At 68.4% G+C, this 25,805-nt stretch carries 23 protein-coding genes; 16 read left to right on the forward strand and 7 right to left on the reverse strand.

The genetic code is table 11. The features are described 5' to 3' along the window. The first annotated feature begins 45 nt into the window (after window positions 1-45). The 7 genes from ACFQVD_RS00905 (at window position 46) to ACFQVD_RS00935 (ending at window position 4,690) form a co-directional block, all read left to right on the forward strand. Window positions 46-276: a hypothetical protein gene (locus tag ACFQVD_RS00905; protein ID WP_031172255.1), complete on the forward strand. Its 231-nt coding sequence runs from the start codon at window positions 46-48 to the stop codon at window positions 274-276. Next, window positions 260-400: a hypothetical protein gene (locus ACFQVD_RS00910; RefSeq protein ID WP_343969412.1), complete on the forward strand. Its 141-nt coding sequence runs from the start codon at window positions 260-262 to the stop codon at window positions 398-400. Before ACFQVD_RS00905 ends, ACFQVD_RS00910 begins: the two co-directional genes overlap by 17 nt. Beyond that, the gene (locus tag ACFQVD_RS00915) at window positions 397-1,386 is read left to right on the forward strand and encodes an RNA polymerase sigma-70 factor (RefSeq protein WP_343969415.1); all 990 of its coding nucleotides are present in this window, start codon (window positions 397-399) and stop codon (window positions 1,384-1,386) included. The genes ACFQVD_RS00910 and ACFQVD_RS00915 overlap by 4 nt, the downstream gene beginning before the upstream one ends. Beyond that, complete coding sequence (locus ACFQVD_RS00920; RefSeq protein ID WP_343969418.1) at window positions 1,383-2,135, forward strand: SDR family oxidoreductase; 753 nt, start codon at window positions 1,383-1,385, stop codon at window positions 2,133-2,135. Before ACFQVD_RS00915 ends, ACFQVD_RS00920 begins: the two co-directional genes overlap by 4 nt. 9 nt (window positions 2,136-2,144) lie before the next feature. Continuing rightward, complete coding sequence (locus ACFQVD_RS00925) at window positions 2,145-2,555, forward strand: cupin domain-containing protein (RefSeq protein ID WP_031172261.1); 411 nt, start codon at window positions 2,145-2,147, stop codon at window positions 2,553-2,555. Window positions 2,556-2,687: 132 nt separating this feature from the next. Further along, window positions 2,688-3,707 (forward strand): ferritin-like domain-containing protein, encoded by a 1,020-nt coding sequence (locus ACFQVD_RS00930; RefSeq protein WP_343969423.1) that lies wholly within the window; start codon window positions 2,688-2,690, stop codon window positions 3,705-3,707. A gap of 371 nt (window positions 3,708-4,078) precedes the next feature. Continuing rightward, window positions 4,079-4,690 carry a hypothetical protein gene (locus ACFQVD_RS00935; RefSeq protein WP_343969426.1) on the forward strand — a complete coding sequence of 204 codons (612 nt, stop codon included), beginning with the start codon at window positions 4,079-4,081 and terminating at the stop codon, window positions 4,688-4,690. Window positions 4,691-4,758: 68 nt separating this feature from the next. On the opposite strand, the gene ACFQVD_RS00940 is transcribed toward ACFQVD_RS00935, so the two are convergent. Then, entirely contained in the window at window positions 4,759-5,415 is a 657-nt protein-coding gene (locus ACFQVD_RS00940; RefSeq protein WP_343969544.1) for a TetR/AcrR family transcriptional regulator, read from the reverse strand. A 182-nt stretch (window positions 5,416-5,597) separates the two neighbouring features. On the opposite strand from ACFQVD_RS00940, the gene ACFQVD_RS00945 reads away from it, so the two are divergent. The 4 genes from ACFQVD_RS00945 to ACFQVD_RS00960 all read left to right on the forward strand — a co-directional run bounded on the left by ACFQVD_RS00945 (window position 5,598) and on the right by ACFQVD_RS00960 (window position 11,142). Next, window positions 5,598-6,833 (forward strand): oxygenase MpaB family protein, encoded by a 1,236-nt coding sequence (locus ACFQVD_RS00945; protein WP_343969429.1) that lies wholly within the window; start codon window positions 5,598-5,600, stop codon window positions 6,831-6,833. A gap of 301 nt (window positions 6,834-7,134) precedes the next feature. Continuing rightward, window positions 7,135-8,352 carry an oxygenase MpaB family protein gene (locus tag ACFQVD_RS00950; RefSeq protein WP_343969432.1) on the forward strand — a complete coding sequence of 406 codons (1,218 nt, stop codon included), beginning with the start codon at window positions 7,135-7,137 and terminating at the stop codon, window positions 8,350-8,352. After that, the gene (locus tag ACFQVD_RS00955; RefSeq protein ID WP_386368348.1) at window positions 8,353-10,650 is read left to right on the forward strand and encodes a molybdopterin cofactor-binding domain-containing protein; all 2,298 of its coding nucleotides are present in this window, start codon (window positions 8,353-8,355) and stop codon (window positions 10,648-10,650) included. Between the two features lie 15 nt (window positions 10,651-10,665). Beyond that, a complete protein-coding gene (locus ACFQVD_RS00960) occupies window positions 10,666-11,142 on the forward strand; it encodes a (2Fe-2S)-binding protein (RefSeq protein WP_343969438.1) in 477 nt (158 codons plus the stop codon). A gap of 77 nt (window positions 11,143-11,219) precedes the next feature. Here the strand turns inward: ACFQVD_RS00960 and ACFQVD_RS00965 are convergent, their stop codons facing one another. Continuing rightward, window positions 11,220-11,879 carry a class I SAM-dependent methyltransferase gene (locus ACFQVD_RS00965; protein WP_343969441.1) on the reverse strand — a complete coding sequence of 220 codons (660 nt, stop codon included), beginning with the start codon at window positions 11,877-11,879 and terminating at the stop codon, window positions 11,220-11,222. A 192-nt stretch (window positions 11,880-12,071) separates the two neighbouring features. Here ACFQVD_RS00965 and ACFQVD_RS00970 point away from each other — a divergent pair, with 192 nt between their 5' ends. The 5 genes from ACFQVD_RS00970 (at window position 12,072) to ACFQVD_RS00990 (ending at window position 16,828) form a co-directional block, all read left to right on the forward strand. Beyond that, window positions 12,072-13,436, forward strand: coding sequence for a helix-turn-helix domain-containing protein (locus ACFQVD_RS00970; RefSeq protein ID WP_343969444.1), 1,365 nt, complete (start codon window positions 12,072-12,074; stop codon window positions 13,434-13,436). A 189-nt stretch (window positions 13,437-13,625) separates the two neighbouring features. After that, window positions 13,626-14,003 (forward strand): hypothetical protein, encoded by a 378-nt coding sequence (locus ACFQVD_RS00975; RefSeq protein WP_343969447.1) that lies wholly within the window; start codon window positions 13,626-13,628, stop codon window positions 14,001-14,003. 170 nt (window positions 14,004-14,173) lie between these two features. Further along, window positions 14,174-14,485, forward strand: coding sequence for a hypothetical protein (locus ACFQVD_RS00980; protein ID WP_343969450.1), 312 nt, complete (start codon window positions 14,174-14,176; stop codon window positions 14,483-14,485). Window positions 14,486-14,744: 259 nt separating this feature from the next. Next, on the forward strand, window positions 14,745-15,653 hold the full coding sequence (locus tag ACFQVD_RS00985) for a radical SAM protein (protein WP_343969453.1): 909 nt from the start codon (window positions 14,745-14,747) through the stop codon (window positions 15,651-15,653). Between the two features lie 41 nt (window positions 15,654-15,694). Beyond that, complete coding sequence (locus ACFQVD_RS00990) at window positions 15,695-16,828, forward strand: methyltransferase domain-containing protein (protein WP_343969456.1); 1,134 nt, start codon at window positions 15,695-15,697, stop codon at window positions 16,826-16,828. A 239-nt stretch (window positions 16,829-17,067) separates the two neighbouring features. On the opposite strand, the gene ACFQVD_RS00995 is transcribed toward ACFQVD_RS00990, so the two are convergent. The 5 genes from ACFQVD_RS00995 to ACFQVD_RS01015 all read right to left on the reverse strand — a co-directional run bounded on the left by ACFQVD_RS00995 (window position 17,068) and on the right by ACFQVD_RS01015 (window position 25,768). Beyond that, window positions 17,068-18,702, reverse strand: coding sequence for a glycoside hydrolase family 27 protein (locus ACFQVD_RS00995; protein WP_343969459.1), 1,635 nt, complete (start codon window positions 18,700-18,702; stop codon window positions 17,068-17,070). A 105-nt stretch (window positions 18,703-18,807) separates the two neighbouring features. Further along, complete coding sequence (locus ACFQVD_RS01000; protein ID WP_343969462.1) at window positions 18,808-20,082, reverse strand: cellulose binding domain-containing protein; 1,275 nt, start codon at window positions 20,080-20,082, stop codon at window positions 18,808-18,810. A 22-nt stretch (window positions 20,083-20,104) separates the two neighbouring features. Next, window positions 20,105-21,916 carry a family 43 glycosylhydrolase gene (locus tag ACFQVD_RS01005; RefSeq protein ID WP_343969465.1) on the reverse strand — a complete coding sequence of 604 codons (1,812 nt, stop codon included), beginning with the start codon at window positions 21,914-21,916 and terminating at the stop codon, window positions 20,105-20,107. A 253-nt stretch (window positions 21,917-22,169) separates the two neighbouring features. Then, entirely contained in the window at window positions 22,170-23,591 is a 1,422-nt protein-coding gene (locus ACFQVD_RS01010) for a non-reducing end alpha-L-arabinofuranosidase family hydrolase (protein ID WP_386274468.1), read from the reverse strand. A 101-nt stretch (window positions 23,592-23,692) separates the two neighbouring features. Continuing rightward, on the reverse strand, window positions 23,693-25,768 hold the full coding sequence (locus ACFQVD_RS01015; protein ID WP_343969471.1) for a family 43 glycosylhydrolase: 2,076 nt from the start codon (window positions 25,766-25,768) through the stop codon (window positions 23,693-23,695). Window positions 25,769-25,805: the final 37 nt, after the last annotated feature.

Consider the following 25,805-nt stretch of genomic DNA (forward strand, 5'->3'; position numbering starts at 1 on the left):
TGTCCTGTCTCAGCTGACGATCAAGCCACATCACATGGAGGAGACATGAGCACCCCGAACGGTGAGAACGAGTTCCTGTACGAGCTCCACGTCGAGATCGAGGAGGAGCTGGTCATCGCCGAGGCCAGCCACCCGGAGGAGGAGATGGGGCGGCCGGTCACCGAGTGGCTGTACGACCCGACGGACGCAGAGCGCGAGAAGATCGCTCTGCGGGTGCTGCGCGACGCGGTCGAGGTGCTGGAGGACGGCTCGCGGCCGGGTGGCGACGCTGCCTGAGCCGCGGCTCGGCACGTTCGCCGGCCTCGGCGAGCACCTGCGACAGGCGATCGAGCTCAAGCACGCGACGCTGCCGTCGTACCTGACCGCGCCGCACTCCCCCGACCCGGAACGCGGCACATGAACGCGGAATCCCTGGAACAGGCGGACGCCCTCGACCGGGCGGCGTCCGCCTTCGCCGAGTTGCGCCCGTGGTTGTTCGGCATCGCCTACCGGATGCTCGGCAGTGCCGCCGAGGCCGAGGACATCGTCCAGGAGGTGTGGCTGCGCTGGCAGGGCACCGACCGCGAGACCATTGAGAACCCGCCGGCCTTCCTGGCGCTGGTCACCACCCGGCTGGCCATCAACCTGGCCAGGTCGGCGCGCGTTCGGCGCGAGTCATACATCGGCCCCTGGCTGCCGGAACCCGTCGACACCAGCCTCGACCCCACCGCCGGCGCGGAGCGCGGCGAAGCGCTGGAGCTGGCCGTCCTGCTGCTGATGGAGAGGCTCAAGCCCACCGAGCGCGCCGCCTATGTCCTGCGCGAGGCGTTCGACTACCCCTATACGCAGATCGCCGAGATCCTCCGGCTCACCCCGGCGAACGTCAGGCAGATCGTGAGCCGTGCCCGTAAGCGCCTGACCGCCGTACGGCGCGAGCCCGTCAACAAGGTCGAGCACCGACGCCTGCTGGAAACCTTCCTCGACGCCGCCCGGACAGGAAACGTCGGCGCCCTGGAGAAGCTCTTCGCCGCCGATGTCGTCAGCTCCTCAGACGGCGGCGGCGTCAGAGGATCGTCGACGTTCCCGGTGCCGGGCAGCGAGCGGGTGGCCAGGTTCGTGGCCGCGTTCTCGCCGCGGTTCTGGCCGGGCGCCACCGTCACGTGGGTCGAGATGAACGGCCTGCCGGGAGTGCTCGTCAGCCGGGACGGCAGTGACGTCGCCCTGCTTGCCATCGAGGCATCCACGGAAGGAATCCATCACCTGCTGTGGATGCTCAACCCAACCAAGATCGAGTCCTTCAGGCGGTCTCGTAGCCGCATTGTCACAACTGAGGGGGGCCGCCTTGTCTTAGCTGACGACGGGGGCGCAGCACAGCGTCCAGAAAGCCAGAAGGGGTGCCAACAATGAAGATCGTGGTGATCGGCGGGACCGGGCTCATCGGGTCGAAGCTGGTGAAGAAGCTGGGCGAGCACGGCCACGAGGCCGTGGCCGCGTCGCCGAACACCGGCGTCGACACGCTGACCGGCGAGGGGCTGGCCGAGGTGCTGAAGGGCGCCGAGGTCGTGATCGACGTGTCGAACTCGCCCTCGTTCGAGCGCGAGGCCGTCATGAAGTTCTTCCAGACCTCCACCGGCAACCTGCTGGCGGCCGAGGCGGCCGCGGGCGTGGGCCACCACGTGGCCGTGTCGATCGTTGGGACCGAGCGGATGCCGGAGAACGACTACTTCGCGGCGAAGATCGCCCAGGAGCAGCTGATCGAGAAGTCGGGCATCCCGTTCTCGCTGGTGCACTCCACCCAGTTCTTCGAGTTCGCCCGCGGCATCGCCGACGAGGGCACGGTCGACGGCAAGGTGCACGTCGCACCGGTGCTGTTCCAGCCGATCGCGGGCGATGACGTGGCCCAGGCGGTGGGCAGGACCGCGGTGGGGACGCCGCTGAACGGCCGGATCGAGATCGCCGGACCGAACCAGTGCAAGATGGACGAGTTCTTCCGCAAGGCGCTGGCTGCCTGGGGCGACACCCGCGAGGTCGTCACCGACCCGCAGGCGCGCTACTTCGGCAGCGTGCTCGGCGAGCGGTCGCTGGTGCCCGGTGAGGGCGCGCAGCTCGGCACCATCACCTACAAGGACTGGCTCGACCGGTCCGCCGCGAAGTAGGGCCGGGTGATGGGCGAGCCACGATCGACCGCGTGGCAGACGGCGCTGACCGTGCTGCAGGAGGCGCGGCCTCCGTTCATCCCTGAGGACGCGCACGCGATGACCGTGGTCATCGAGTACCCGCCCGGAGACCCGGGCGCGCCGCCGCACCGCCATCCTGGTCCCGCCTTCGGCGTTGTCCTGGAGGGCGAGATGCTGATGGAGCTGGAAGGGGAGCCGGAGCAGGTGATCCGCGCCGGCGAGGCGTTCTGGGAGCCGGGTGGCGACGTCATCCACTACCAGGACGGCAACAATCGCGACGATGTCCCGGTGCGGTTCACGGTCACCATGCTCTGCGAGCCGGGCAAGCCGATGTTCACGCTGGTGGAGGAGGCCGAGCTGGCCCAGCGCGAGGACCGCCGCGCGCCACGCCCGTCCTGACCCCCGCGGATCACCCCACGGCGTGACGGCACCGGTTGCCGTCACGCCGTCTGAACCCAGGATCGAACCAGGCAGCCGGCCCACGGGCCGGCTGTCCGATCCGCCATGCCGACAACCCGAGGTATGACACGAATGAACCACGAACGTCCGGTTAAGATCGGCACGCTCGACAGCCTGCGCGAGCACCTGCAGTGGGCGATCGAGCTGGAGCACGCGACCCTGCCGCCGTACCTGACGGTGCTGTACTCGCTGGATTCGGAGCGCAACCCCGCCGCTGTGGAGGTGGTGAGCGGCGTCTTCGTGGAGGAGATGCTGCATCTGGCGCTGGCGGCGAACCTGCTCAACGCCGTCGGCGGCACGCCGCGCCTGGACATGCCGGGGATGCTGCCGCCGCACCCGCGCAAGCTGCCGCACAGCGACCTGGAGGTGTCGCTGGTGCCGTTCGGCGCTGAAGCGCTGGAGATGTTCCTGCGCCTGGAACAGCCGGCGGCACCGGGCGCGCCGCCGGAGGGCGAGGGTTACGAGACGATCGGGCAGTTCTACGCGGCGATCGAGCAGGGGTTGCGCCACCTGTGCGACACGCTCGGCGAGAAGGAGGTCTTCTGCGGCGACCCGACCCGGCAGGTGAGCGGCGCTCACTTCCGTCACACTGCCGGCTCGCTGTTCGCCGTCGATGATCTGGAGTCCGCGCTCGGCGCGCTGAAAGAGATCGTCGAGCAGGGGGAAGGCAACGCCCGCGGCGAGGTCTGGGACGGCGACCAGGACGTCCTCCACCCCGAGCGGGACGAGGTCGCCCACTACTACCGCTTCCAGGAGCTCAAGCTCGGCCGCCGTTACCAGCGGGGCGACACCCCGAAGACCGGCCCGACCGGCGAGAAGGTCCGCGTCGATCCGGACGGCGTGCTCCCGATGACCCCCAACCCCCGGCCCGCCGCGCGGGGCAGTGCTGTGCGGGCGGCCCAGGATCTGTTCGACACCACCTACAGCACCCTGCTGGATCTGCTGGAGCAGGCATTCAACGGCGACCCGAAGCGGCTCACGGACGCCACCCGCACCATGTTCACGCTCAGGGCCCAGGCGCGGGCCCTGATGACGTTGCCCGGCGGCGCCGGTCCCACCTTCGCCTACGTGCCGCCCGAAGCACGCAGCTGATCCATCAGGCGTTTGAGGAAGACAGTGTCGACGTGCAGGAAGTCGCAGGCCAGGATTCCGGAGGCTTGCGAGGTGAGGAACTGTCGCTAGGTCGGTGATATCTGGCGTGGCGCTGGGCCGAGGCTGGCCGCGACGATCTCGCCGAGTCGGCGATTGCCCTTGCCGGTGGATCCGCCTGACCGCGAACGACACCGGATGAACCATCTGAAGGAAACGTACGTTTGTGGGGCATGAGATTACGAATGAGCCTGCTCGTGGCACTGTTGTCCCTGACTGCGGCCTGCGGAGGAGCGGAATCGGATATGTCGGCGACCCCGGCTGACGACGGGCCGGCGAAGCCGGTTGCATTGTGGGGTGCCGAAGGCGGGTTCGTGACCGCGACCATGAACGTGCTGCGTCCGCCGAGAGTGGTGTTGTACAGCGACGGCCTGGTGATCGTTGACGCGAGCAGGCAGCTGAAGCTCACCGCTGCCGAGACGGGCGAGACGGTCGCGTCGATGGAGACGTACCTGACCGGGCAACCGCCGACCGCGGAGCCCAGGCCGGGTGCGCCGATGGTGACGGACGTGCCGACCACCGTCCTCGGGGTACGGGGGAAGGACGGAAAGATGCTGGAGGTCCGGGCCCCGGCTCTGGACCAGGTCGCGGACTTCTACCCGAAGGAGCTCTCGGAGGCGAAGAAGCTGATGGACGGCTTGGCGACCCGGGCCGCCACCGCGGGCACCGACTACGTCGCCACTCGCGTTCGCATGGTCGCCGAAGGGGCCGCCTCGGCGGAGGGCAAGCCGGCGCCGTGGCCCGCAGGGGTCCCGGAGCCTTCGGGCACGGTGGACCCGATTTGGCACAAGGACATCGAGGGGGCGGCGGTGAGTGCGATCACCAAGGCGGTGCCTGCCGGGCAGGAGTACGGCCGGTCACTCTTCAAGACCGGTTCGGGGGCACTCTTCGTGCTCTCCTGGCGCTACCTGCTGCCTGACGAATAGCGAGGGCTGATGACCTGGTGCGGAGCAGGGTGCTTCGCCGCTGCTCCGCGGTCTGCTCTTCTCGGCGGTCAATCCGGGCGGCCGGTCGGTTCCAACATGGGCACGAGGAACTGCCGGGCCACCGCGGCCAGTTGCTCGTCGTCGTCGAGGTCGATGATCTGACTGGGGATCGCCAGGAAGGAGGCGGAGACCCGGACCATCAGTTCGGCCACGAGGTCGGCGTCCAAGTCGCTCGACACGTTGCCCGCGCGTTGCTCGTGGCGGAGCTGACCCGCGACGAACTGCCGCACGGTGGCGAGGGTCCGGCCCCCGTCGCTGATCATGGAGGGTACGACCAGGTCCGGTTCCGAGGTGATCAGGCCGCCGATCAACGGGTTACGGCGGATGGCGCGCAATGAACTTACAAAGCCGAGAACCGCCCGATCGGCGGCGGTATGAGCTTGTTCGATGTCGATGAGGAACTGGTCGAAATATCGGCGGAATTCTCGGCGTACCACGTGTTCGACCAGCGCGTCCTTCGTGGCGAACCGCCGGTAGACCGTGATCCGCGAAACCCCGGTCCTGCGGGCCACGTCCTCCATGGTCGACCGCCGGATACCCATGCGGCAGAACTGCTCATACGCCGCGTCGAGTATGCGCGCACGGGTCTCGTCCGTGTCGTCGACCTGTTCGACGGCATCGATGTACGCGCGCTCCAGCAGTGACTCCGAGTCCGACGGCGCCATGAGCCCGGACAGTGCAGATTCCACGATCACCTCCTGTGATTGATTCTGCCTCAATCCCTGACAATCGCTGTCACGGTCTTGTGATGTCCGACACTGTGTGCTGTATTGGTGATACTCAGATTCATCTCGTGTTTCATCGTATCAGCAATGCTCTCGGCCTCACGAGGAGAAGGGACGAAGGCATGGACAAACTCAGCAGGCGCGACATGCTCCGGGCGGGAGGGACGTTGGGCGCATTCGGTGCGCTGAGCATCGCGACCCCCGCGGAGGCGCGCGTGTGGACGTGGTCGCCCAGTGGCTCGGTGGTGGGCACAGGGGCAGGCCTCGACCCGCGGTGGGTATGGGATCCGGAGGCCGACACGCTGGTCGCCTCGCTGATCGACCGGGGCGAGGTGCCCAGGGTCAACACTCTGCTGCGGACCTGGACCAAGAACGGTCAGCCGTTGCCGGCCGGACTGCCGGCGGACCTGAAGGCCTTCATGGAGAAGGCCCGTCAGCTGCCGGCCTGGGCCGACAGAGGCAAGATCGCCGCCGCGGCCGACTTCAACAACAGGCGAGGGCTCTACACCGGCGTGCTGTACGGCTTCGCCAGCGGCATGATGAGCACGGTCATCCCCAAGGAGGCGCGGGCGGTCTACTACTCGCAGGGTGGTGCGGACATGAAGGACCGCATCTCCAAGACCGCCAAGCTCGGGTACGATATCGGGACTCGGAACGCCTACGACGCCGACGGCGAAATGATCGTGACCTGCGTCAAGACCCGGCTGGCGCATGCGGCCGTGCGCCATCTGCTGCCGAAGTCCCCGCACTGGCAGGGGGCCGCCGACGAGGACATTCCGATCAGCCAGGCGGACATGATGGTCACCTGGCACAGCCTGCCCACGACCGTCATGAAGAATCTGGTCGCGTGGAAGGTGCCGATGCCCGCCGCCGACTCCGCGGCCTTCCTGCACACGTGGCAGCTGGCCGCGTACATGCTCGGCATCAAGGAGGAGTACATCCCCGCCTCGTGGGCCGAGGCCAATTCCCAGGCCAAGCAGGTCCTGGACCCGGTGCTGGCCCCGACGCCCGAGGGCATCAAGCTGGCCAACATTCTCCTGGAGCTCGGCGCCACGATCGATGCCGGCCTCCTCACCAAGCGCGTACTCGGCTCGTTGACGCGCTTCATGCTCGGCGACGAGATCGCCGGGTGGCTGAGCATCCCCAGGTATCCGCTCTGGGACGGGCTTCTCAACACGTTCTGGGGACCCTTCATCGCCGTCCGCGAAGGCGTGCTCAAGGTGTTCCCGGGGGCGGACAGCACCTACTGGCTCTTCGATGAGGTCCTTCGCAAGGTACTCCTGGCCTACCTGTCCGGAGCGCAGAAGATCAGCATCGAGATTCCGTTGACCAACAACCCGAACTACCCGAACTCCTGAGCCGGATCCTCGGCCCGGAAGCGGAGGAAAGCCCCCGGCCCGCCGGGACACCATTGCGAATTCTCGGGCCCGGAATCCGGCAGAGTCCGGGCCCCGAGCCTTCCGCAGAGCCTCGGCGAGCTCTCGACCCAACCCGTTTCGTTTCCACGGCGAACACGACCGGTCCGGTCGGTGACTCGGCCCGGGTCCCGGGGGGCGGAAGGCCACGGTTTCCAGGTCAACTCACATCCTTGTTGAGATACAAGTAAACCTGATACGTATCATCGTATCATCGGCGTGCGGAACTCAGGAGGAGTCCGGCATGGCAGAGCTGAGCAGGCGCAAGATGCTGATCTCAGGTGGAGCCCTGGGGGCGCTCGGAGCGCTGGGGGTGGCGTTCCCGGCTCGGGCGACGCCCTGGACCTGGGCGTCGAGCGGTTCGATCGCGGGTGCCGGCGCCGGCACCGATCCGCGGTGGATATGGGACGAGGAGGCCGACCCGCTGGTCGCCTCGCTGATCGATCGAGGCGCCGTCCCCGAGGTCAACCGCCTGCTGTGGAATTGGACCCGCAACGACCAGCCCCTGCCCGCGGGGCTGCCGGCGGACCTGCGGGACTTCATGGAGAGAGCCCGCCAGCTGCCGTCATGGGCGAACCAGGGCAAGCTGAACACCGCAGCCGAGTTCAACAAGTCCAGAGGGCTGTACCTCAACCTGCTCAACGGCGTGGGTGGCGGCATGCTGAGCACCGCCATTCCCAAAGAGGCCCTCTCGGTCTACTACTCCAAGGGGGGCGCGGACATGGAGGACCGCGTCGCCAAGACGAGCATCCTGGGATTCGCCGTCGGCGCCCTGAACGCGTACCGGCCCGACGGCTCCTGCGTGGTCGAGGCGGTGAAGACCCGGCTGGTGCACGCGGCGGTACGACACCTGCTGCAGCAGTCCCCCCACTGGACCGGCGACATCCCGATCAGCCAGGAGGACATGCTGGTCACCTGGCACACCTTGCCAACCTTCGCCATGCGCAAGATGCTCGAATGGAAGGTCCCGATCAGCGCCGCCCACTCCGAGGCGTACCTGCATGTGTGGCAGGTGACCGCGCACATGCTCGGCATCAAGGACGAGTACATCCCCGCCACCTGGGCCGCGGCCAACGCCCAGTCGGACCAGATCCTGCCCCGGAACATGGGGCCGACGCCCGAGGGCGTGGAGCTGACCGACATCCTGCTGGGCCAGCTCGCCGAGCAGACCAGTCCCGCCAGCATCAGCCGGCCGCTGTGCAACGCGCTCGCCCGGTACCTGGTCGGCGACCAGGTGGCCGGCTGGGACGGCATCGAACGCGAGCCGGTGTGGGACCTGCTGATCCCCACCATCTGGCCGAAGCTGGTGAGATTCCGCGAGGGCCTCATCCCGCTGCCGCTGGTACCCGAGACCGCCTGGGTCCTCGACGAAGCCGTGCGAAAGTACATCCTGTTCTATCTCACCAAGGCCAAGGAGACCAAGATCGAGATCCCCACGACCAACCGTCCGGGTTTGAGCTGAATGATGATGGGATCGAATGGCGGCGGGCCGGACGAGGGCATCGGGCGGCGCCGGTTCCTCGGGTACGTGGTGGCGGCTCCGACCCTGGTGGTCGCCACCGAACTCAACCTGACGCCGACGTCCGACGTCGGGCTGCCCTCACCGGAACTCACGGAACTGCTCGACCTCAACGACATGATGACCGCGGCGGCGCTGCCGACCTCGGGTCTGATCTCGGTCGAGGTCAACCAGGACGGCACGGTGTCGTTCGCGTTGCCGCGGGCCGAGGTGGGGCAGGGCATCACCACCTCGACGGCCATGCTGATCGCCGAGGAGATGGCCGTACCGCTGGAACGGGTGCGTGTCACACTGGCCGACGCTCGGCCGGAGCTGGTGTTCAACCAGCTCACCGGCGGGTCGAACACCACCATCGCCACCTATGTTCCGATCCGGGTCGCCGCCGCCATCGCCCGGAACCGGTTGCTGGCGACCGCGGCGACCGAACTCGGTTCCGCGGTCACCGACCTGACGCTGAAGGCCGGGGTGATCACCAATCGCTCCGGCCGCAGTGTCGACATCGGTGCGCTCGCCGAGAAGGCCGCGAGCACGCGTACCCAGCAGGTGTCGGTGGAGCTCACCTCACGCGAGAACTTCACCGTCATCGGCAGACCGCACAACCGGATCGACGCGCTGGACGCGGTGACCGGGCGCAAGAAGTTCGCGATGGACCTCGACGTCCCGGACGCGAAGCCGACGATGGTGTGCCGTCCGCCGACCATCAACGGCAAGGTCGGCTCGGTGGCCAACCTCGCCGAGGTCCGCGCCATGCCGGGTGTCACCGATGTGGTGACGATCTCCACCGGGGTGGCGGTGCGCGCCAGAACCTTCGGCCAGTGCATCGACGCCGTACGCGCCCTGCGGGTCTCCTGGAAATCCGGTACCGCGGAAGGAACGTCCGACGAGACCGTACTCCGGAAACTGGAGGCCGCGGAGCTACCGCTCGGGCTCAAGCCGCTGACTCCGACCGTCGAAGGCAAGTTCACCTTCTACTTCCGCAGCAACAGCGCGCTGGAACCCAACTGTGCGATCGCCGACGTGCGGGCCGGCCGCGCCGAGATCTGGTCGGCGTTGAAATCGCCGCTCACCGCCAAGCAGACCATCGCCGCCAAGCTGGGGCTGCCGGTCGGCAGCGTTACCGTACACGTCACCGAAGGCGGTGGTTCCTTCGGGCGCAAGCTGTTCTTCGACGCCGCACTGGAAGCCGCCGAGGTGTCCCAGAAGATCGGCAAACCCGTCAAGCTCATGTGGCACCGGGCCGACGACTCCCGCCAGGGCCGTACCCACCCGATGGCCACCTCGCGGGTACGCGCCGCCTACCTCGGCAACACCGTGCTGAGCTACAAGCAGCGGCACACCAGCGTCTCCACGGACCTCGGACACGGACTCGGTGAGATCATCACCGCCATGGCCGCGAGGCTTCCGGTGGGCGACATCGGCTTCTCCCAGACGTTCTTCCATCTCAGTCAGGCGATGTCCTACAACTTCGGCGCCAGCAGCCAGTTGCTCAACGAAACCGACAAGAGCTTCAACACCGGCAGCATGCGCAACGTCTACTCACCCGACGTCACCTGTGCCCGGGAGCTCATCGTCGACCAGCTCGCCGCGAAGATGGGCAAGGACCCCTACCGGTTCCGGCACGATTTTCTCCGCGACGACCGCTCCCGGGCGGTGCTGGCGAAGGTGGCCGAGGTCGGCGCCTGGGGGCGGTCGATGCAGGCCGGCACCGCGCAGGGCATCGCGTTCCACGCCGAGTACAAGGCCGTCAGCGCCGTGCTGGTGGAGATCGACTGCCGGCCGGAAACCGTCAACCGCCCCATCCGCGACGGCGTGGCCGGACCGCGCGTCACCAAGATGGTGATCGCGGTGGACGTCGGCCTCGCCGTCAACCCGCGAGGTCTGGAAGCGCAGATGATGGGCTGCGCCATGGACGGCATCGCGCTGGCCCTGACCTCCAGCCTGCACCTGCGCGACGGGTACTTCCTCGAAGCGAGCTGGGACAACTACTTCTACACCCGGCAGTGGAACACCCCGCCCGAACTCCGGATCATCGTCATGCCCAGCACCTCCGAGGAGCCCGGCGGCGCCGGGGAGCTGGGCGTCGCCGCGTCGCTGGCCGCGGTCGCCTGCGCGTACGGTCGCGCGACCGGAACGATGCCCACCAGCTTCCCGATCAACCACGGCACGCTCTCCTTCACTCCCAAACCGACCGTCCCCCCCATTCCCCCCTCCCCGACCGACGGCCTGAACCACGCCCGCTGAAACAAGGAGACCTGAGTGCCTCAGCACACTTTCCGCGTCAACGGTGAGCAGGTCACCGTTGACGTCGACGGCGACGTGCGCCTGCTGTGGGTGCTGCGCGACATTCTCGGCATCACCGGGCCGAAGTACGGCTGCGGCATCAACGTCTGCAAAGCGTGCACCAGCCACATCAACGGCAAAGCGGTCAACCCCTGCGCGATCCCCGTCGCGGACCTCCAGCCGACCGACGAGGTCACGACCATCGAAGGGCTTCCGGCCACGGTCGGCAAGGAGCTGCACCCCATGCAGCAGGCGTGGCTGGACCGCGACGTCGCCCAGTGCGGCTACTGCCAGCCCGGCCAGATCATGGCCGCCGTGGCACTGGTCCGCCGGGCCAAGGCCGAAGGCCGCGGAATCACCGACGCCGACCTCGACGGCCTCCGCAACATCTGCCGCTGCGGCACCTACTCCCGTATCCGCGAAGCCATCAAAGCCGGCGCCGAGAACATGTGAGGCACATGCGTGCCCGGGGACCCCGGGCACGGCTGTATGTCATGCTGGGTCCTCGCTCCGGCCTGAAAGGCGAACGGCTACGCGAACGCGACGACGGCATACCTCTCGTCCTGGATGGTCCGTCCCCACAGGGTGGGATCAGGCAGTGGCTCGACGCGAGCGGCCTTGACCAGTGGCCGCAGCGCCGCCAGGAGACGCTCCGCCTCGACCCCGCCCATCCACGGCATCGGCTCCGGCCTCCCCTCGTGGGACTGGTCCTCACCCGGTTCGGCCGAGGCCCAGCGCCCCTCGATGAGGACCAAACGCCCGCCGGCACGCAGCAGGCCGATCCACCGGCGCAACGCCTCCTGCGGATCGGGCAGGGTCCACAACAGGTGACGGGAGAGGATCACGTCGAAAGACGTCCCGGCTCGCGTGGGCGGGTTACTCGCGTCACCCACCATCATCGCGGCATCGAAGCCGGCCGCCGTGAGCTTGCGCCGGGCCTGCTCGATCATCAGCGGGGCCAGATCCACCCCGACCGGCCGGTGGCCCTGCTCGGCGAGCACCAGGGACAACGAGCCGGTGCCGCATCCCAGGTCCAAGACGTCGGCGGGCGAGGCGGGCATCCAGGAGCGCAGGCGGTTTGCCCAGGCGGTCTTGACGGCGGGGTCGCGAAGGCCGTGGTCGGCCTCCTCGTCGAAGGAGGCGGCGAAGGCATCCCAGAAAGACGCGATTGAAGCACTGTTCTCGGGCATCGACGGATCATGCCACCCGCCCCCGACGAAACCCGGGCTGTTCCAGAGGCCAGGGCCGAAGCGTTGGTGCCGGATGCGGTATCCGCCCCGCGCAGCCGCCGGGGACGCCGCTACCGGCTCGGCCCGCTGCCGGCGTTATCCCTGCTCGCTGTGCTCGGTGGAGCAACATCTCTGACAAAGATCACACAGGTCATGCCGGATGCCGTCACCCCGATCGGCGGGCTCGCGCTGGACGACCTTCATGCCCTGTCGCGGCAACGGCTCCCTCGGTGGCGCGAGGATGAACAGGCCCTTCCACGGGGGAATACCTGTCAACAAGTGGGCCTGCGGCTTAGCCTGAAACTGCGACATCACCAGGGAAGGGCGGGGCCCATGGACGACGGTTGCACCATCGGAAACCGGCTCAGGAAGATCCGCGACGACCGATCCTGGACACAGGAGGAGCTTGCCGAACGGGCCGGTGTCAGCAGGGACATCATCGCGAAGCTGGAGCAGGGGCGCCGTGAGTCGGCGCGGCTCACCACCCTGATGAAGTTGGCGAACGCCCTCGATGTGGACCTGTCGGCGCTGACCGGCAAGCGCGACCGGATGGGCGGCGAACGCGACGGCGCCAGCGTCCTGAAGTTGCGGGACGCCCTGCTGTCGGCGTCTCTGCTGCCAGGGGCGGACGACGGCCACGACGGTGAGCCGACATCACCGGCGGACGTGCGGGCCGCAGTGGATAACGCGTGCCGCCGCTACTGGGCCGGTGACTTCCCCGCCCTGGTCGCTCGGCTTCCCGGGTTGATCGCCGAGGCGCGGCTGTCCCACGCGGCGTACGGCGCGGCTGCCGTCTACCCGCTGGCCATGGCCTATGACCTGGCGGCCAGCGTGATGGTGCATCTCGGCCGGGACGACCTGGCGGCGATCGGCGCGGAGCGGGCCATCACCGTCGCGCACGGTGGCGATGACGAACTGCTGTGGGTGACCTTGCACGCCACGTATGCGTGGGTGCTGCTGCACCAGGCCCGCACCCGGGAAGCCGAGGAACTCGCAGCCGGTATGGCGGCTCGGATCGAGCCGTCGTTCTCCGCTCCGGCCGCCCATGTGGCCGCGTGGGGCAACCTGCTGATGACCGCGCTGGCCCCGGCGGCGGCGGGCGGTAGGGAGGTGGAGGACTACATCGCGATGGCCTCCGCTGGCGCCGAACGGCTCGGTAAGCGGACGCCGATCTACAACACCGCGTTCGGCCCTGCCACGGTGGCGATGCAGGCCACCCATGCCTACACCGTACGGCGGGAGCCGGACAAGGCGCTGAACGCGGCCAACCGCGTCCGGTCCGGCGACCTTTTGGGCATTTCCTACGGTCGTCACCTGCTCGATGTCGCCCAAGCGCATCTGGATGCCCGGCAGCGGCAGGTGGCCATCGAGCGGTTGCAGGAGGCTCATACGCTGTCGCCGGTATGGTTCCGGCATCAGGGCGTCGCCCGTTCCCTGGTGGCCGAGATCCGGGAACAGGAGACGCGCCCGTCGCCCTCCGTCCGGTCGCTGGTGCGTTCCCTTGACTTGGGCCGGTAGGACAGAGCATCCACCCTCGGTGGCCATAGTCGGGAGCAGGAGATGCATCTGTCGCTCACGGTCCGGTCGCTGGTGCCTTCCCTCGGCTTGAGCCAGTAGGACGGGGCGTCCTCCCTCGCTGGCAGAAGGACGGGGGTGTGGGACATCGCGTCCCTGATGATCCATCCCGCGTAATATCACTATCGGTACATGGTTCATTACCGAGCGGATGGGCGGCGTGGCCTCTACGGCTTCCCTGAACCGCAGCATGCCTCCAGCACTCTCGCCAATGCGGTGCAACTGCTTCGTCAGGCCCTCCACGGTCGCGGTGTGGCGACGCTGGACGGTGACGTCATGAGAACGGCCGGTGGCCATTACGTTCTGAGCCTCGCTTTCGGCCTGCTGATTTGGAGCGTTCCAAAAATGTTCCGCTGGTTCAACACCGGGCGTATGGTCCTGCACCCCTCGGCCGACCCCGCAGGTGCCGCAGACCTGCTGGTGGGGCTGTTCGAGCGGCAACCGTGGCTGCGGTATCGGCGGGAGTACCTGGAGGCGCTCATGGAACCCGCCGGGGCATCGCCCATCTGACCTTTCAGCTCTGGCGGGCTCCGCGTCGGCCGCGGCCTACGCCCCGACACAGCCCGGCCCCGGACGCCTGCCAGAGGCGGCCCCGGGACGATCACCGGCTTCCGACGCCGGAAGATCCCGGGGCCGCTCATCTCCTTCACCCGCTCTCAGCACACGAGAGGACGTACGCCATGATTCCGCCACCGGGCACCCCGGCGAGCGACCGGCTCCGACAGGCCACGCAGTGGGGGCTTGCCACCGCGGCCCTTCAACGGCTGCGGGCCAGGCTCGCCGACCACGAGATCTTCCCCGAACTCGTCCGGGAAGGCGGACAGCCCCGCCTGCTGCTGGGCGAGACGCTGACCGTGTGGACCGGCTACAGCGGCGAGGTCATCTACTGGGGACCCGACCTGGGTGCTCCCGCCGCGAACGCCCCGGCCTTCGACCTGGCCGACGTCGCCCGCCGGATCGCCGAACTGGTCTACGCCGCCCTGACCCTCTGATCGCGTGGCGGCACGTGGAGCCGGACCTCAGCGCGCCGTCACGACCCATCCCGTACACGGTGGCGCGACGTCGCACACCCGGGCCGTACGGGAGAGACGACCGGACCTCCACCCGACACAGCCGACCGGGAGGCGGCCGGGCACGACCCCCGTGACCACGGGAGACGCCGACTTTCATCCCACAGGGGGGTGAAAGAGGAGGGCGGCGCTCTCGTGGTCACGGGAACCACCGCTTCGTCCTCCGCAGGAAGGAATCACGATGGCAGCGCACGTCCCCGAGCTCGCTCCGGTCCACTTCCTGGAACTGGAGATCACCGGCCGCTGCCAGCTCCGATGCGGTCACTGCTACGCCGACTCCGGCCCCACCGGATCCCACGGCACCATGACGACCGGCGACTGGGAGGACCTGCTCGCCTGCGCCCCCGCCGCCGGGATCGCCACCGTGCAGTTCATCGGCGGCGAGCCGACGCGGCACCCCGACTTCGAGCGCCTGCTGACGCACGCCCTCGCCCAGGCCCTGAAGGTCCAGGTGTTCTCCAACCTCTACCGGGTCACCGACCGGCTGTGGGACCTGCTCGACCACCCCGGCGTCACGCTGGCCACCTCGTACTACTCCGACGACCCCGGCGAGCACGACCGCATCACCGGCCGTGGCGGCTCCCACGCCCGGACCCTCGCCAACATCCGGCAGGCCGTGCGGCGCGGCATCCCGCTCAAGGTCGCCATCGTCCGGCTCTCCGACGGCCAGCGCGCCGAGCAGGCGTACGCGCAGATGCAGGCCCTGGGCGTCCACCGCCTCGGCCCGATCGACCGGATGCGCGGCGTCGGCCGTGGCGCCGCCACCATCGGCACGGGCGTCCGGGAGCTGTGCGGCCAGTGCGGCAACGGCCGCGCCGCCGTCGCCTCCGACGGGGAGGTGTGGATGTGTGTCATGTCCCGGTTCCTGGGGTCCGCGGGCAACGTCAGGACCACCCCGCTCGCGGAGATCCTCACCGGACGGGCATGGCAGGACCTCCTCATCCGGGTACCGCGCCGCAACGGCGCGATGGCCTGCAACCCGAGTTCGGACGGGAACGACTGCGCACCGGCGGAAACCGTCTGCGAGGGCGACGCCCTCATCCTGCCGACACGGTGGGAGTGGCTGATCCCTCTCGCTGGAATCGGCTGATGACGTCCCTGCCTCCGGAGCGGAGGAGGAGACTGACCGTCATGGACTGGCTCCTTCACGCGCGGCGGCTCGCCGGCCGCGTCACCCACCCGGGGTCGCGGTGGCGCGACGCCGTCGCCTCCACCCCCCGCCACCGGTTCGTGCCTGCCTGGTGGACCTGGAGCGACGGTCACTGGGAGCTCCGGCACGGTCCGGCCGACGAGGAGGCATGGCTGGAGGCCGCCTACCGGGATCGCACCCTCGTCACCAGGATCGGCACGTTCCACGCCGACCAGGCCGAGGCTCACGACGAGCCGACGGGGCGGCCCACCTCCTCGTCCACGCTGCCGGGTCTGGTGGTGCAGATGTACCGGCACGCCCGCATCGGCGATGAGGACACCGTCCTCGACGTCGGTACCGGCTCCGGCTACGGCACCGCCCTGCTGTGCCACCGGTTCGGTGCGGGCCGGGTGACCAGCATCGACGTGGACGCCTACGTGACCTCCGCCGCTTCGGAGCGGCTGACCGCCATCGGCCATACCCCGCGCGTCTCGCCGGTGGACGCCACCGGCGAGATCCCCGGGACGTTCGACCGGATCGTGACGATGGTGTCGGTACGGCCCATCCCCATCTCCTGGCTGAGCGCGCTCAACCCCGGAGGCCGCCTGACGACGACCATCGCCGGCACCTCCCTCATCGTGTCGGCCACCAAGACCGACGACGGTGGCGCCGCCGGGCAGGTGGAGCGGGACTGGGCGATGTTCATGAAGACCAGGACCGGCGCCGACTACCCGCCCGGTCTGGCCGGTCTGATGGAGACCGCGCACGTGGCGGATGGCGAGGACGTCTCGACCGGCCGGTATCCCGTGATCGACATCGAGGAGAACGCCTGGGAACTGCGCTCCATGCTGGAGATCATGGCCCCCGGCATCGAACACGACTACCGCGAGAACGGCGACACCCGGATCGCGCTCATGATGCACGAGGACGGATCCTGGGCACGCGCCGAGCAGACCGGCCGCGAACCCCCGACCGTGCATCAGGGCGGACCGCGACGTCTGTGGGACGTGCTCGACGAGGCCCGCGACCACTGGCTGTGGGAGGGGTCGCTACCGCTGTACGGTGCGGTCGTCCGTATCAGCCCCGACGGGACGATCCACCTGCGGCGCGGCCGATGGAAGGCCACCATCGCCTGACCTTGGAAAGCACGCATCACCCCGCCCTTTTCCAGGGGGGCAGGTGATTTCATACGCCCGCTCATACCTGGCTCCGAGTGCGTGCCGGCCGCCTTCACGCGACGTCTACGCGGTCACCCGCGCCCACCGTCGTGAAGGCGGCCGTACGGATCACGCTCGCCGCCGCTGGGGGACAGCGGCGGCGAGCGGGCTCCGGTGGTTCACGTGGTACGAGGAGTCGGACCTTGGGCGCGTTGTGATCAGACGCGGTTCCACCGTTGGTTGGCGGCGCCGTTGCACGACCAGATCTGGGTCTTGGCGCCGTTGGCCGTGGAGTTGCCGACGACGTCCAGGCACTTGTTCGCGCCGACGGCGGTGATGCTCCCGTCGGTGTTGAGGCGCCACTTCTGGTTGTTCTGGCCGTTGCAGTCCCAGATGATGACGGTGGTGCCGTCGGCGGTGCCGGCGTTGTTGACGTCCAGGCACTTGTTGCCGTAGACCCGCAGCTCACCGGCGGCCGTGGAGGTCCACTGCTGGTTGCTCTGGCCGTTGCAGTCCCAGATCCCCACCTGGGTCCCGTTGGTCTGGGAGACGCCGGTCACGTCGAGGCATCTGCCCGAGCCCGCCCCCTGGATCCGGGTCGTGGACGGGGAGGGCGTGCCGCCACTGACCCGGAACACGACGGTGCCGTGGGCCGGAACGCTTGCCGAGATGGCGCCGGTGGTCGTGGTGACGGCGTTCGTCCAGGCGTCGCGCAGGTTGAAGGAGTTGCCGGACAGGCCGATCGCGGAGGCGGTGGTGCTGATCGTGGTGGTGCTGCCGCCCTGGTTGAACAGCGCGACCGCGACGTCGCCGTTGCCCAGCCGTTTGGCCAGGATGCGGCGGGTTCCGTCGTTACTGACCTGGGTGGCCTGAAGGCCGAGCGGGTCCTGGTTGATGGCGATCAGCTGCTGGTTCTTCATGATCGTGGCGGTCGCGTTGTCCATGTTGCGCACGTCGTTACCGGCGATCAAGGGCGCGGCCATGACGGCCCAGAGGGCGAAGTGGCTGCGCATCTCGGTGTCGTTCATGCCGCCCCGGCCGACCACCATCATGTCCGGGTCGTTGAACTGCCCCGGCCCGGCGTAGCCGGCGAGGGGGACGTTGACGTTGACGATGTTCTGGATGCCCATCGGGTAGCCGTTGGTCTGACCCGTGTTCCAGGCGTTGGTGATGTCCTCGGTCGTGCGCCAGATGTTGGCGACGTCGCCCCAGTTGCGCTGCGGGCCGGTCTTGGAGTGGATGCTGTTGGAGTTGATGCTGTAGAGGATCGGCCGCCCGGTCGCGGCCAGGGCGTCCCGCATCTTGGCGAAGGTGCGCACCTGGTCGTCGATGGTGCCGGTGGGTGAGCACCAGTCGTACTTGAGATAGTCGACGCCCCAGGCGGCGAACTGCCGGGCGTCCTGGACCTCGTGGTTGAGGCTGCCGGTCGCGCCCGGGTAGGAGTTGAAGTACTGGGCGCAGGTCTTGTCGAGGGGGGCCTGGTAGAGGCCGAACTTCAGGCCCCTGGCGTGCAGGTAGTCGCCGAGCGCCTTCATCCCGCTCGGGAAGCGCGACGGGTTGGCCTGGAGGTTGCCCGCCGAGTCGCGGTTGGGGTCGAACCAGCAGTCGTCGACGACGACGTACTGGTATCCCAGATCGCGCATGCCGTTGCTGACCAGGGCGTCGGCCGTCTGCCTGATCAGCGTCTCGTTGATGTTGCAGCCGAAGGTGTTCCAGGTGTTCCACCCCATCGGCGGGGTGCGGCCCACGCCGTTATTCAACGCCTGCGCCGGGGTGGCCGAGGTGACCGCCGTCAGGGTCAGCATCACGGTGACGGCGGAGGTCAGCAACGCGCGTATTCGTTTCCTTCTCATTGACAACGCTCCTCGGTGGACAGGGGATCGACGATCGGGCCCCCGGCGTGGGCTGACGCCCCGCACCGGAGGCCCGATCGCCACTCGGTCGAATGCGCGCCACGGTCACGGACTGACGCAGGTGGCCGCCGGGGTGGCCGGTGCGCCGTTGCTGAGGAAGCCGAAGGTCGTGCTCGCGCCGGCGCCGAGCGAGCCGTTCCATGTCTCGTTGCGTACCGTCACGGTCGAGCCGGAGCCGGACCGGACGCCTCCCCAGATCTGGGTGACGGTCTGCGAGCCGGGCCAGGTCCAGTTGACGGTCCAGCCGTTGATCGCGGAGTTGCCCGCGAGCACGGTGACCTCACCCTGGAAGCCGCCCTGCCACGAATTGGTCACCCGGATGGTCGCGGCGCACGCCCCCGTGACCGGTCCCGACGGAGTCGGGGTCGGGGTGGGGGTGGGGGTCGGAGTGGGGGTCGGGGTCGACTGGAACTGGCTGAAGAACTGCCACGTCTCTCCCGGCAGCCATGTCCTGGAACCGCTGTCGCCGGGTGCCCCGTCCTGCGGGGCGGCGATGTGCCCCTCGTCGAAGGCGGCCCAGACGACCGGACGGCCGCCCGCGCAGCCCGCGTAAGTGGTGCTCCGGTGCGTCAGGCTGCCCTGGCCGGGCTCGGGCGGGTTCTGGGCGGTGCAGCCGTTGTTCCGGACGAACCTGTCTCGCATCGACCGCCCGCCGGAGATGTTCAGCACGCCGTCCCGCAGGCCGTGCGCCGCGAAGTAGGCGATCGGCTGGGTGCCGCCGGCGCATCCGCTGAGCTGTCCGCCGGAGTAGACCGCGACGGCGCGGAAGACGTCGGCCCTCGCGCAGGCGAGCGCGTAGCTCATGGCGCCGCCGTAGCTGAAACCGAGGGCGAAACGCTGCGTCGTCTCGACGCAGAGGTCGGCCTCGATCCGCCGGATCATGTCGTCGACGAAGGTCACGTCCTCGCCGCCGCTGTTGGCCCAGCCGTTGTTGAAGCCCTGCGGCGCGACGAAGATCGCACTTTCGCCGGCCAGCCGCTGGAGCCCGTAGTAGGACCAGACGTCGCGCTGCACGGTCTGGCCGGTGGCGACGTCGGTGGCGGTGCCGCCCAGCCAGTGGAAGCCGAAGATCAGCCGGTACGGCCGCCGGTTGTCGTAGCCGGTGGGGATCCTCAGGATGTAGCTGCGGTTCTTGCCGCTGCTCTGGATCGTGTTGGTGCCGTTCTGGAGTGTCGGCGTCCTGCCGCACCCGGCGGTCGCCGCGAGGGCGCTGCTCGACGTGCTCGCGCCCGCACTGTGACTTATCGCCACGGTACCCATGGAGAGGACGAGAAGCGCCGCGGCCGTGATGGCGGTGAGCAGGGATCTGTGCCTGGACATGGGATGACTCCTTTCTGTCCGGTCATTGGAAGGAGGCGTCGTCGATGTAGAGGCCGTCGGTTCCGGCGGCCGTCTCGACGTAGAAGGAGGCGTTGGTCAGCGTGCCGGTCCACGAGACGGTCGCGGTGCCGGTGAGCTGGGTCCAGCCGTTCGTGTTCACCGTTTGCGCCGGGGTGAGCTGGAGGTAGTTCGTCGTGCCGTCGGCGGTGAGCGTAAGGGTCGCCTTCGCGCTGGGAGTGCCGCTCTGTGAGCGCACCCAGACGCTCGTGGTGTAGCTCTTGCCGTTGGTCAGGGCCGACGTCACGTTCTGGTGGGGGCCCTGCCAGGCGGCCGTACGGCCGGAGTTGAGCAGGGACCGGCTGCCGGCGTGAGCAACATCGGTGGCGGAGGACAGGGTGCCGCCGGAGCTGGTCCAGCCCGCAGTGCCGTTCTCCATGGTGCCGTTGGTCAGCAGGTTCCCGCCGCTGCCGCCGCTCGGGGTGAACTGCCACCAGTTGAGGTTGAGCAGGTAGCCGCTGCCGCCGGTGAAGCGGAGATACAGGTCGCGGGTTCCGGTGGCTCCGCTGACGGGGCAGGTGACGGTGGTCCAGTTCTGCCACCCGCCGGTCCCCGGGACGGCGCAGGTGCCGACGAGCGTGCCGGTGGCGCTGCCCAGGCGGAGTTCGATGCTGCCGCCGCTCGACCCCGAGGCCACCCGGGCGGTGAAGGACGACGCCCCGGTGCCGAAGCCGACGCCCTTGACCTTGATGTTGTCGCCGTTCTCGATGAAGCCGACGTTCATGCCGCCCTCGGTGGAGGCTTCGGTCTCGACCCCCGATGCCCAGGCGATGGTCTCGGCCTCCTGGCGTACGAACGGGTTCAGCGTTCCCAGCTGCGGGGGGCCGGCGGTGGTCATGTTGATGGTGGGGAAGGTGCCGTCGGCGTTGTAGGTGAACTTCTCCACGGCCACCGACCTGGTGAAACCGCCCCCGCCCGGCAGGGCGCCGTTGTGGTAGAAGAAGTACGACCCGCCGTTGAAGTCGGCGATTCCGGCGTGGTTGGTGAAACTGCCGCCCTGGCGGGGCATGATCGTCCCCCGGTAGGTCCACGGCCCGGTGGCGCTGGGAGCCGTCGAGTAGGCGATGAACTCCGAGCAGCACTCCGCGGCGAACACGTTGTAGTAGAGGCCGTTGCGCTTGAAGATCCAGGGCCCCTCTTCGTAGAGGGTGGGACGGCTCGTGTTGCCGCCGCGCGCGCCGAATCCCGCGGCGGTCAGCGGGATCTGGGTCGGGCTGCCGGAGAAGGAGATCATGTCTGTGTTCAGCCGGACGTACCAGAGGTTGGGGTTGCCCCAGTACAGGTAGGCCTGACCGTTGTCGTCGATGAAGACCGTGGGGTCGATCTCGCCGTTCCTCACCAGCGGACGTCCGATGGCGTCGCGGAACGGCCCGGTCGGGCTGTCGGCGACCGCGACGCCGATGGCCATCGAACCGGAGGCGCGGTCCCGGACCGGCACGTACCAGTAGAACCTGCCGTTGCGATAGGCGACCTGGCCCGCCCACGCGTTGGCGTCGGCCCAGGCGAAGGTGGCCAGGTTCATCGGGGAGCCGTGGTCGGTCCAGTTCGCCATGTCCGACGACGAGTACACCCGCCACTCGCGCATGGTGAAGTACGTCGAGCCGTCCTCGTCGTGACCGGTGTAGAGGTAGACGCGGCCGTTGTGGACGAGCGGCGCCGGGTCGGCGGTGTAGACGGTCTGGACGATCGGGTTGTCGGCCCTGGCCGACAACGGGAACAGCATTGCCGTTAGAAGCAGGCCCACGGTGCACAGGACCGTGCGCAGAGCAGGTCTCACCTGTTGTCTCCCTTAGAGACGTGATGACGGGGGCGTGGTCCCGGGGCGGTGGGCGCTACCTCCCTCCGCGCCCGGGACCGGTTCAGGAGATGATCTGGGCTCTCCGCGTGACCCGGGCGGGCTCGGCCTGCGCCGAGCCCGCCGCTTTGGATCCACCCGGTCCTGATCGCATGCCGTGACGACGCTCACCCGATTCGGCATGCGCCTTTGCCGCGAACATCAGGAACACCCGAGCCGGACCCGGGTCACGCCGTCAGCGCTGCAGTGTCAGCAGGCCCGGCCGGTAGGGCAGGAGGCCGTAGTCGCCGCCGGAGTTGGGGCTGCGTCCCTGGTAGAGCAACTGCAGGTTGCAGGGGTCGACGGTCATGGTCTGGTCGGCGCTGGTGCGGATCAGTTCGCCGTGGCTGATGTCGTTGGTCCAGGTGGCGCCGCTGTTGGCCTTGCCGGCGAAGGGGTTGCTCTCGGTCGCGGCCTGTGGTGTCCAGGTACCGTTCAGACTGGTGGCCGTGAAGGAACGGAAGTAGCGGCCCTGCGAGCCGATCGCCTCGACGATCATGAGGTAGCGGTTCTCGTTCTGGATCTTGTAGACCTGGACGGCTTCGAACAGGTTGTTCGTCGTGTCGCTCATGATCACGGTCGAGTTCGAGCCGAAGCTGCCGGGGAAGTTGCCGATGGGCATGCTGGCCCGGTAGATCTTGCCGTTGTCGCCGGCGAAGAACAGGTACATGTTCGTGCCGTCACCGATGACCGCCTGGTCGATGGGGCCCGTTCCGGAGCCGGTGATGCTTCCGGAGAAGAGCGTCTGCGGTGCCGACCAGCCGTTCGGGTTGGTGGGGTCGGTGGAGGTGCGGTAGGAGAAGGCAGGGCCGCCCCACTGGTAGGCGAGCACCCAGATGTTCTTGGGGGCGAAGTAGAACAGGCTGGGGGCGACGGTGGCGGAGTTCATCGCGTTCTGGCTGGCCGAGGCCATCTCCGACCAGTTGGTGAACAGGCCGAAGTTCATCGAACCCCAGCTCGACCCGTTGTCGTGCGTCGTGGCGTAGACGAGTTGCCTGCCGTTGTAGGGGGCGACGGTGAAGTCCTTGAGCGAGACCCACCCGGACCTCGGGTTCGCCAGCGAGCCGGTCGACGTCCAGCGGTACGTCGACGGAAGAGCGCAGGTGCCGGTCGGGGTCGGCGTCGGGGTCGGGTTCGGCCCGCTGCCGACCTGGACGAGTTGCCACTGCTGGTTGTTGCCGCCCCAGTCGTCGTACTGGACGATGTTGGCGCCGTCGGCGGTGGAGGCGCCCTGGACCTCCAGGGCCTTGTTGCTGTGGCGGCTGATCAGGCGGACGTAGCCGCCCGCGGAGTCGGCCAGGCGCCACTGCTGGTTGGTGCCGTTGAGGTCGGCCCACTGCACGATGGCGCCGCCGTTGGCGGTGGAGAAGTTGTGGACGTCGAGGACCTTGCCGGAGTGGCGGGACTTCAGGCGGTAGTAGCCGCCGCCGGAGTCGACGAACTGCCACTGCTGCTGGTTGCCGTTGTTGCGGGTCCACTGGGTGATGCGGGCGCCGTCGTTGGTGGCCAGGTTGTAGACGTCCAGGGCCTTGCCGCTGTTGCGGTTGACCAGGACGTACCAGGCGCCGGTGTCGACCGTCGCCGCGTTCGCGGATTGGACGGCCACGAAGAGGCTCATCAGCAATGTGGCCGCCGCCGCGATGACGGCCAGGGGTCTTGTTCTCATGATGTACTCCGATTTCATCTGACGCGGAGCGATTGGGTGGGTTGGGGTGGTTCTTACGGGGTCGTGAGGTCGAAGCGGCGCACGGTCACCGCGCCGCCGAGGGACTGGGTGGCGTGGTTGAAGATCCCGAAGCGGTAGCCCATGAAGAACTGCCAGGCGTTGTTCAACGTGAAGGCCGGTCCGAACGAGGTGAAGTTGGTCCCGTCGGTGCTGTAGGAGAAGCGGGCCTGCCGTCCGGAGCCGGGCCGGATGTCGGCGTTGACCCGCAGCCAGATCCGGCCGCCGGAGACGTTGGCACTCGCCGCCTCGGTGCCGGTGCCGGTGGTCTGCCAGCTGCTGTTCATGGTCAGCCCGTTGGTCATCACGACGCGGGTCGTCCCGTTGTCGCGTTTGAGGCCGATCCAGGCCGACTGGTCGCGGAGCATGGCCAGGCCGCTGCGGTCACCGTTGGCCATCTGCGAGTAGTCGAGCTCGATCGTCGCGGTCGACGACGGCCCCTGGATGCGGTGGGTCAGGGTGTTGCGGGCGTTGTACAGGTCGCCTGTGACGGTCGCGGTCTGCAGCCGCAGCCCGTTACCCGTCGACCACCTGGTGTTGTCGGGGTTGTGGTTCCACTCCCACTGGTGGCCGAGCGTGCTCGACGTGAACGTCTCCGAGCCGATCATCGACCGCACGGTCTTCGAGGTCTGGATGTTCGGCTTCGGGTAGTTGACGCCCCAGCCGCCGTTGACCGTCTGGATCGTGGGCCAGCCGTCGCCGGTCCAGGTGATCGGTGCGAGAGCGGGCACCCGGCCGCCGGGGTAGGCGTCGACGAACGACATGTAGTACCAGGCGCCGTTCTGGGTCTGCACGAGCCCGCCCTGGTGGGGCACGCCGCCGCCGGATATCGGGCCGGGCATGTTCAGCAGGACCTGGCGCATCTCGTACGGGCCGAACGGGCTGGTCGAGCGCAGCACGTACTGGCCGTTCGCGGGCTTGGTCAGCCAGATGTAGTAGTAGCCGTTCCGCTTGTAGAAGCGGGCGCCCTCAAGGGTGCCGACGCTGGAGGGGGTCTGGAACACCTGCTGGGCGCGCACCTGGCTGAGCCCGTCGGCCGAGAGCTGGGCGACGCTGATCGTGCCGTTGCCGTAGGCGACGTACATCGTGTCGTTGTCGTCGACGAGCAGGCCGGCGTCGTAGTAGCAGTTGTTGATCTGGGAGCGCTTGGTCCAGGTGCCGTCGACCGCCGAGGCGGTGTAGACGTAGGTGCGGTTGAACTCGACGCAGCCCATCCAGTAGTAGGTGCTGTTGCTCGGCCGGTAGTTGAGGGTCGAGGCCCAGATGCCCTTCACGTACGCCCTGCCGCCGTTGAGGTCGTAGGCGTTCGAGTTGAAGTCGAGCCGGGGGACCGAGTGGCCCGCGTACTCCCAGTCGACCAGGTTGTAGGAGCGCAGGATCGGCGCGCCCGGCGAGTAGTGCATCGTCGAGGCCGAGTAGTAGTAGGCGTCGCCGACCCGGATGATGTCGCCGTCGGCGAAGTCCTGCCACACGACCGGATTGGTGTAGTCGCCCCCCGTGGTCGGGGTGGGGGTCGGGTCGGGGCCGCTGCCGACCTGGACGAGTTGCCACTGCTGGTTGTTGCCGCCCCAGTCGTCGTACTGGACGATGTTGGCGCCGTCGGCGGTGGAGGCGCCCTGGACCTCCAGGGCCTTGTTGCTGTTGCGGTTGATCAGGCGGACGTAGCCGCCGGCGGAGTCGGCCAGGCGCCACTGCTGGTTGGTGCCGTTGAGGTCGGCCCACTGCACGATGGCGCCGCCGTTGGCGGTGGAGAAGTTGTGGACGTCGAGGACCTTGTCGGAGTGGCGGGACTTCAGGCGGTAGTAGCCGCCGCCGGAGTCGACGAACTGCCACTGCTGCTGGTTGCCGTTGTTGCGGGTCCACTGGGTGATGCGGGCGCCGTCGTTGGTGGCCAGGTTGTAGACGTCCAGGGCCTTGCCGCTGTTGCGGTTGACCAGGACGTACCAGGCGCCGGTGTCGACCGTCGCCGCGTTCGCGGCGGGCGTGACGAGCGTGAGCAGGGTGCCGACGAGTATGGCCGAGGTGATGGCGGCAAGCAGTACGCGCAGGCGATTTCGCCTGGTGTAATGCATACGTCCTCCTCCGGAGAATTTTGTTAGCGTTAACATT

This window comes from Streptosporangium amethystogenes subsp. fukuiense, assembly GCF_042665875.1.
GTDB lineage: Bacteria > Actinomycetota > Actinomycetes > Streptosporangiales > Streptosporangiaceae > Streptosporangium > Streptosporangium fukuiense.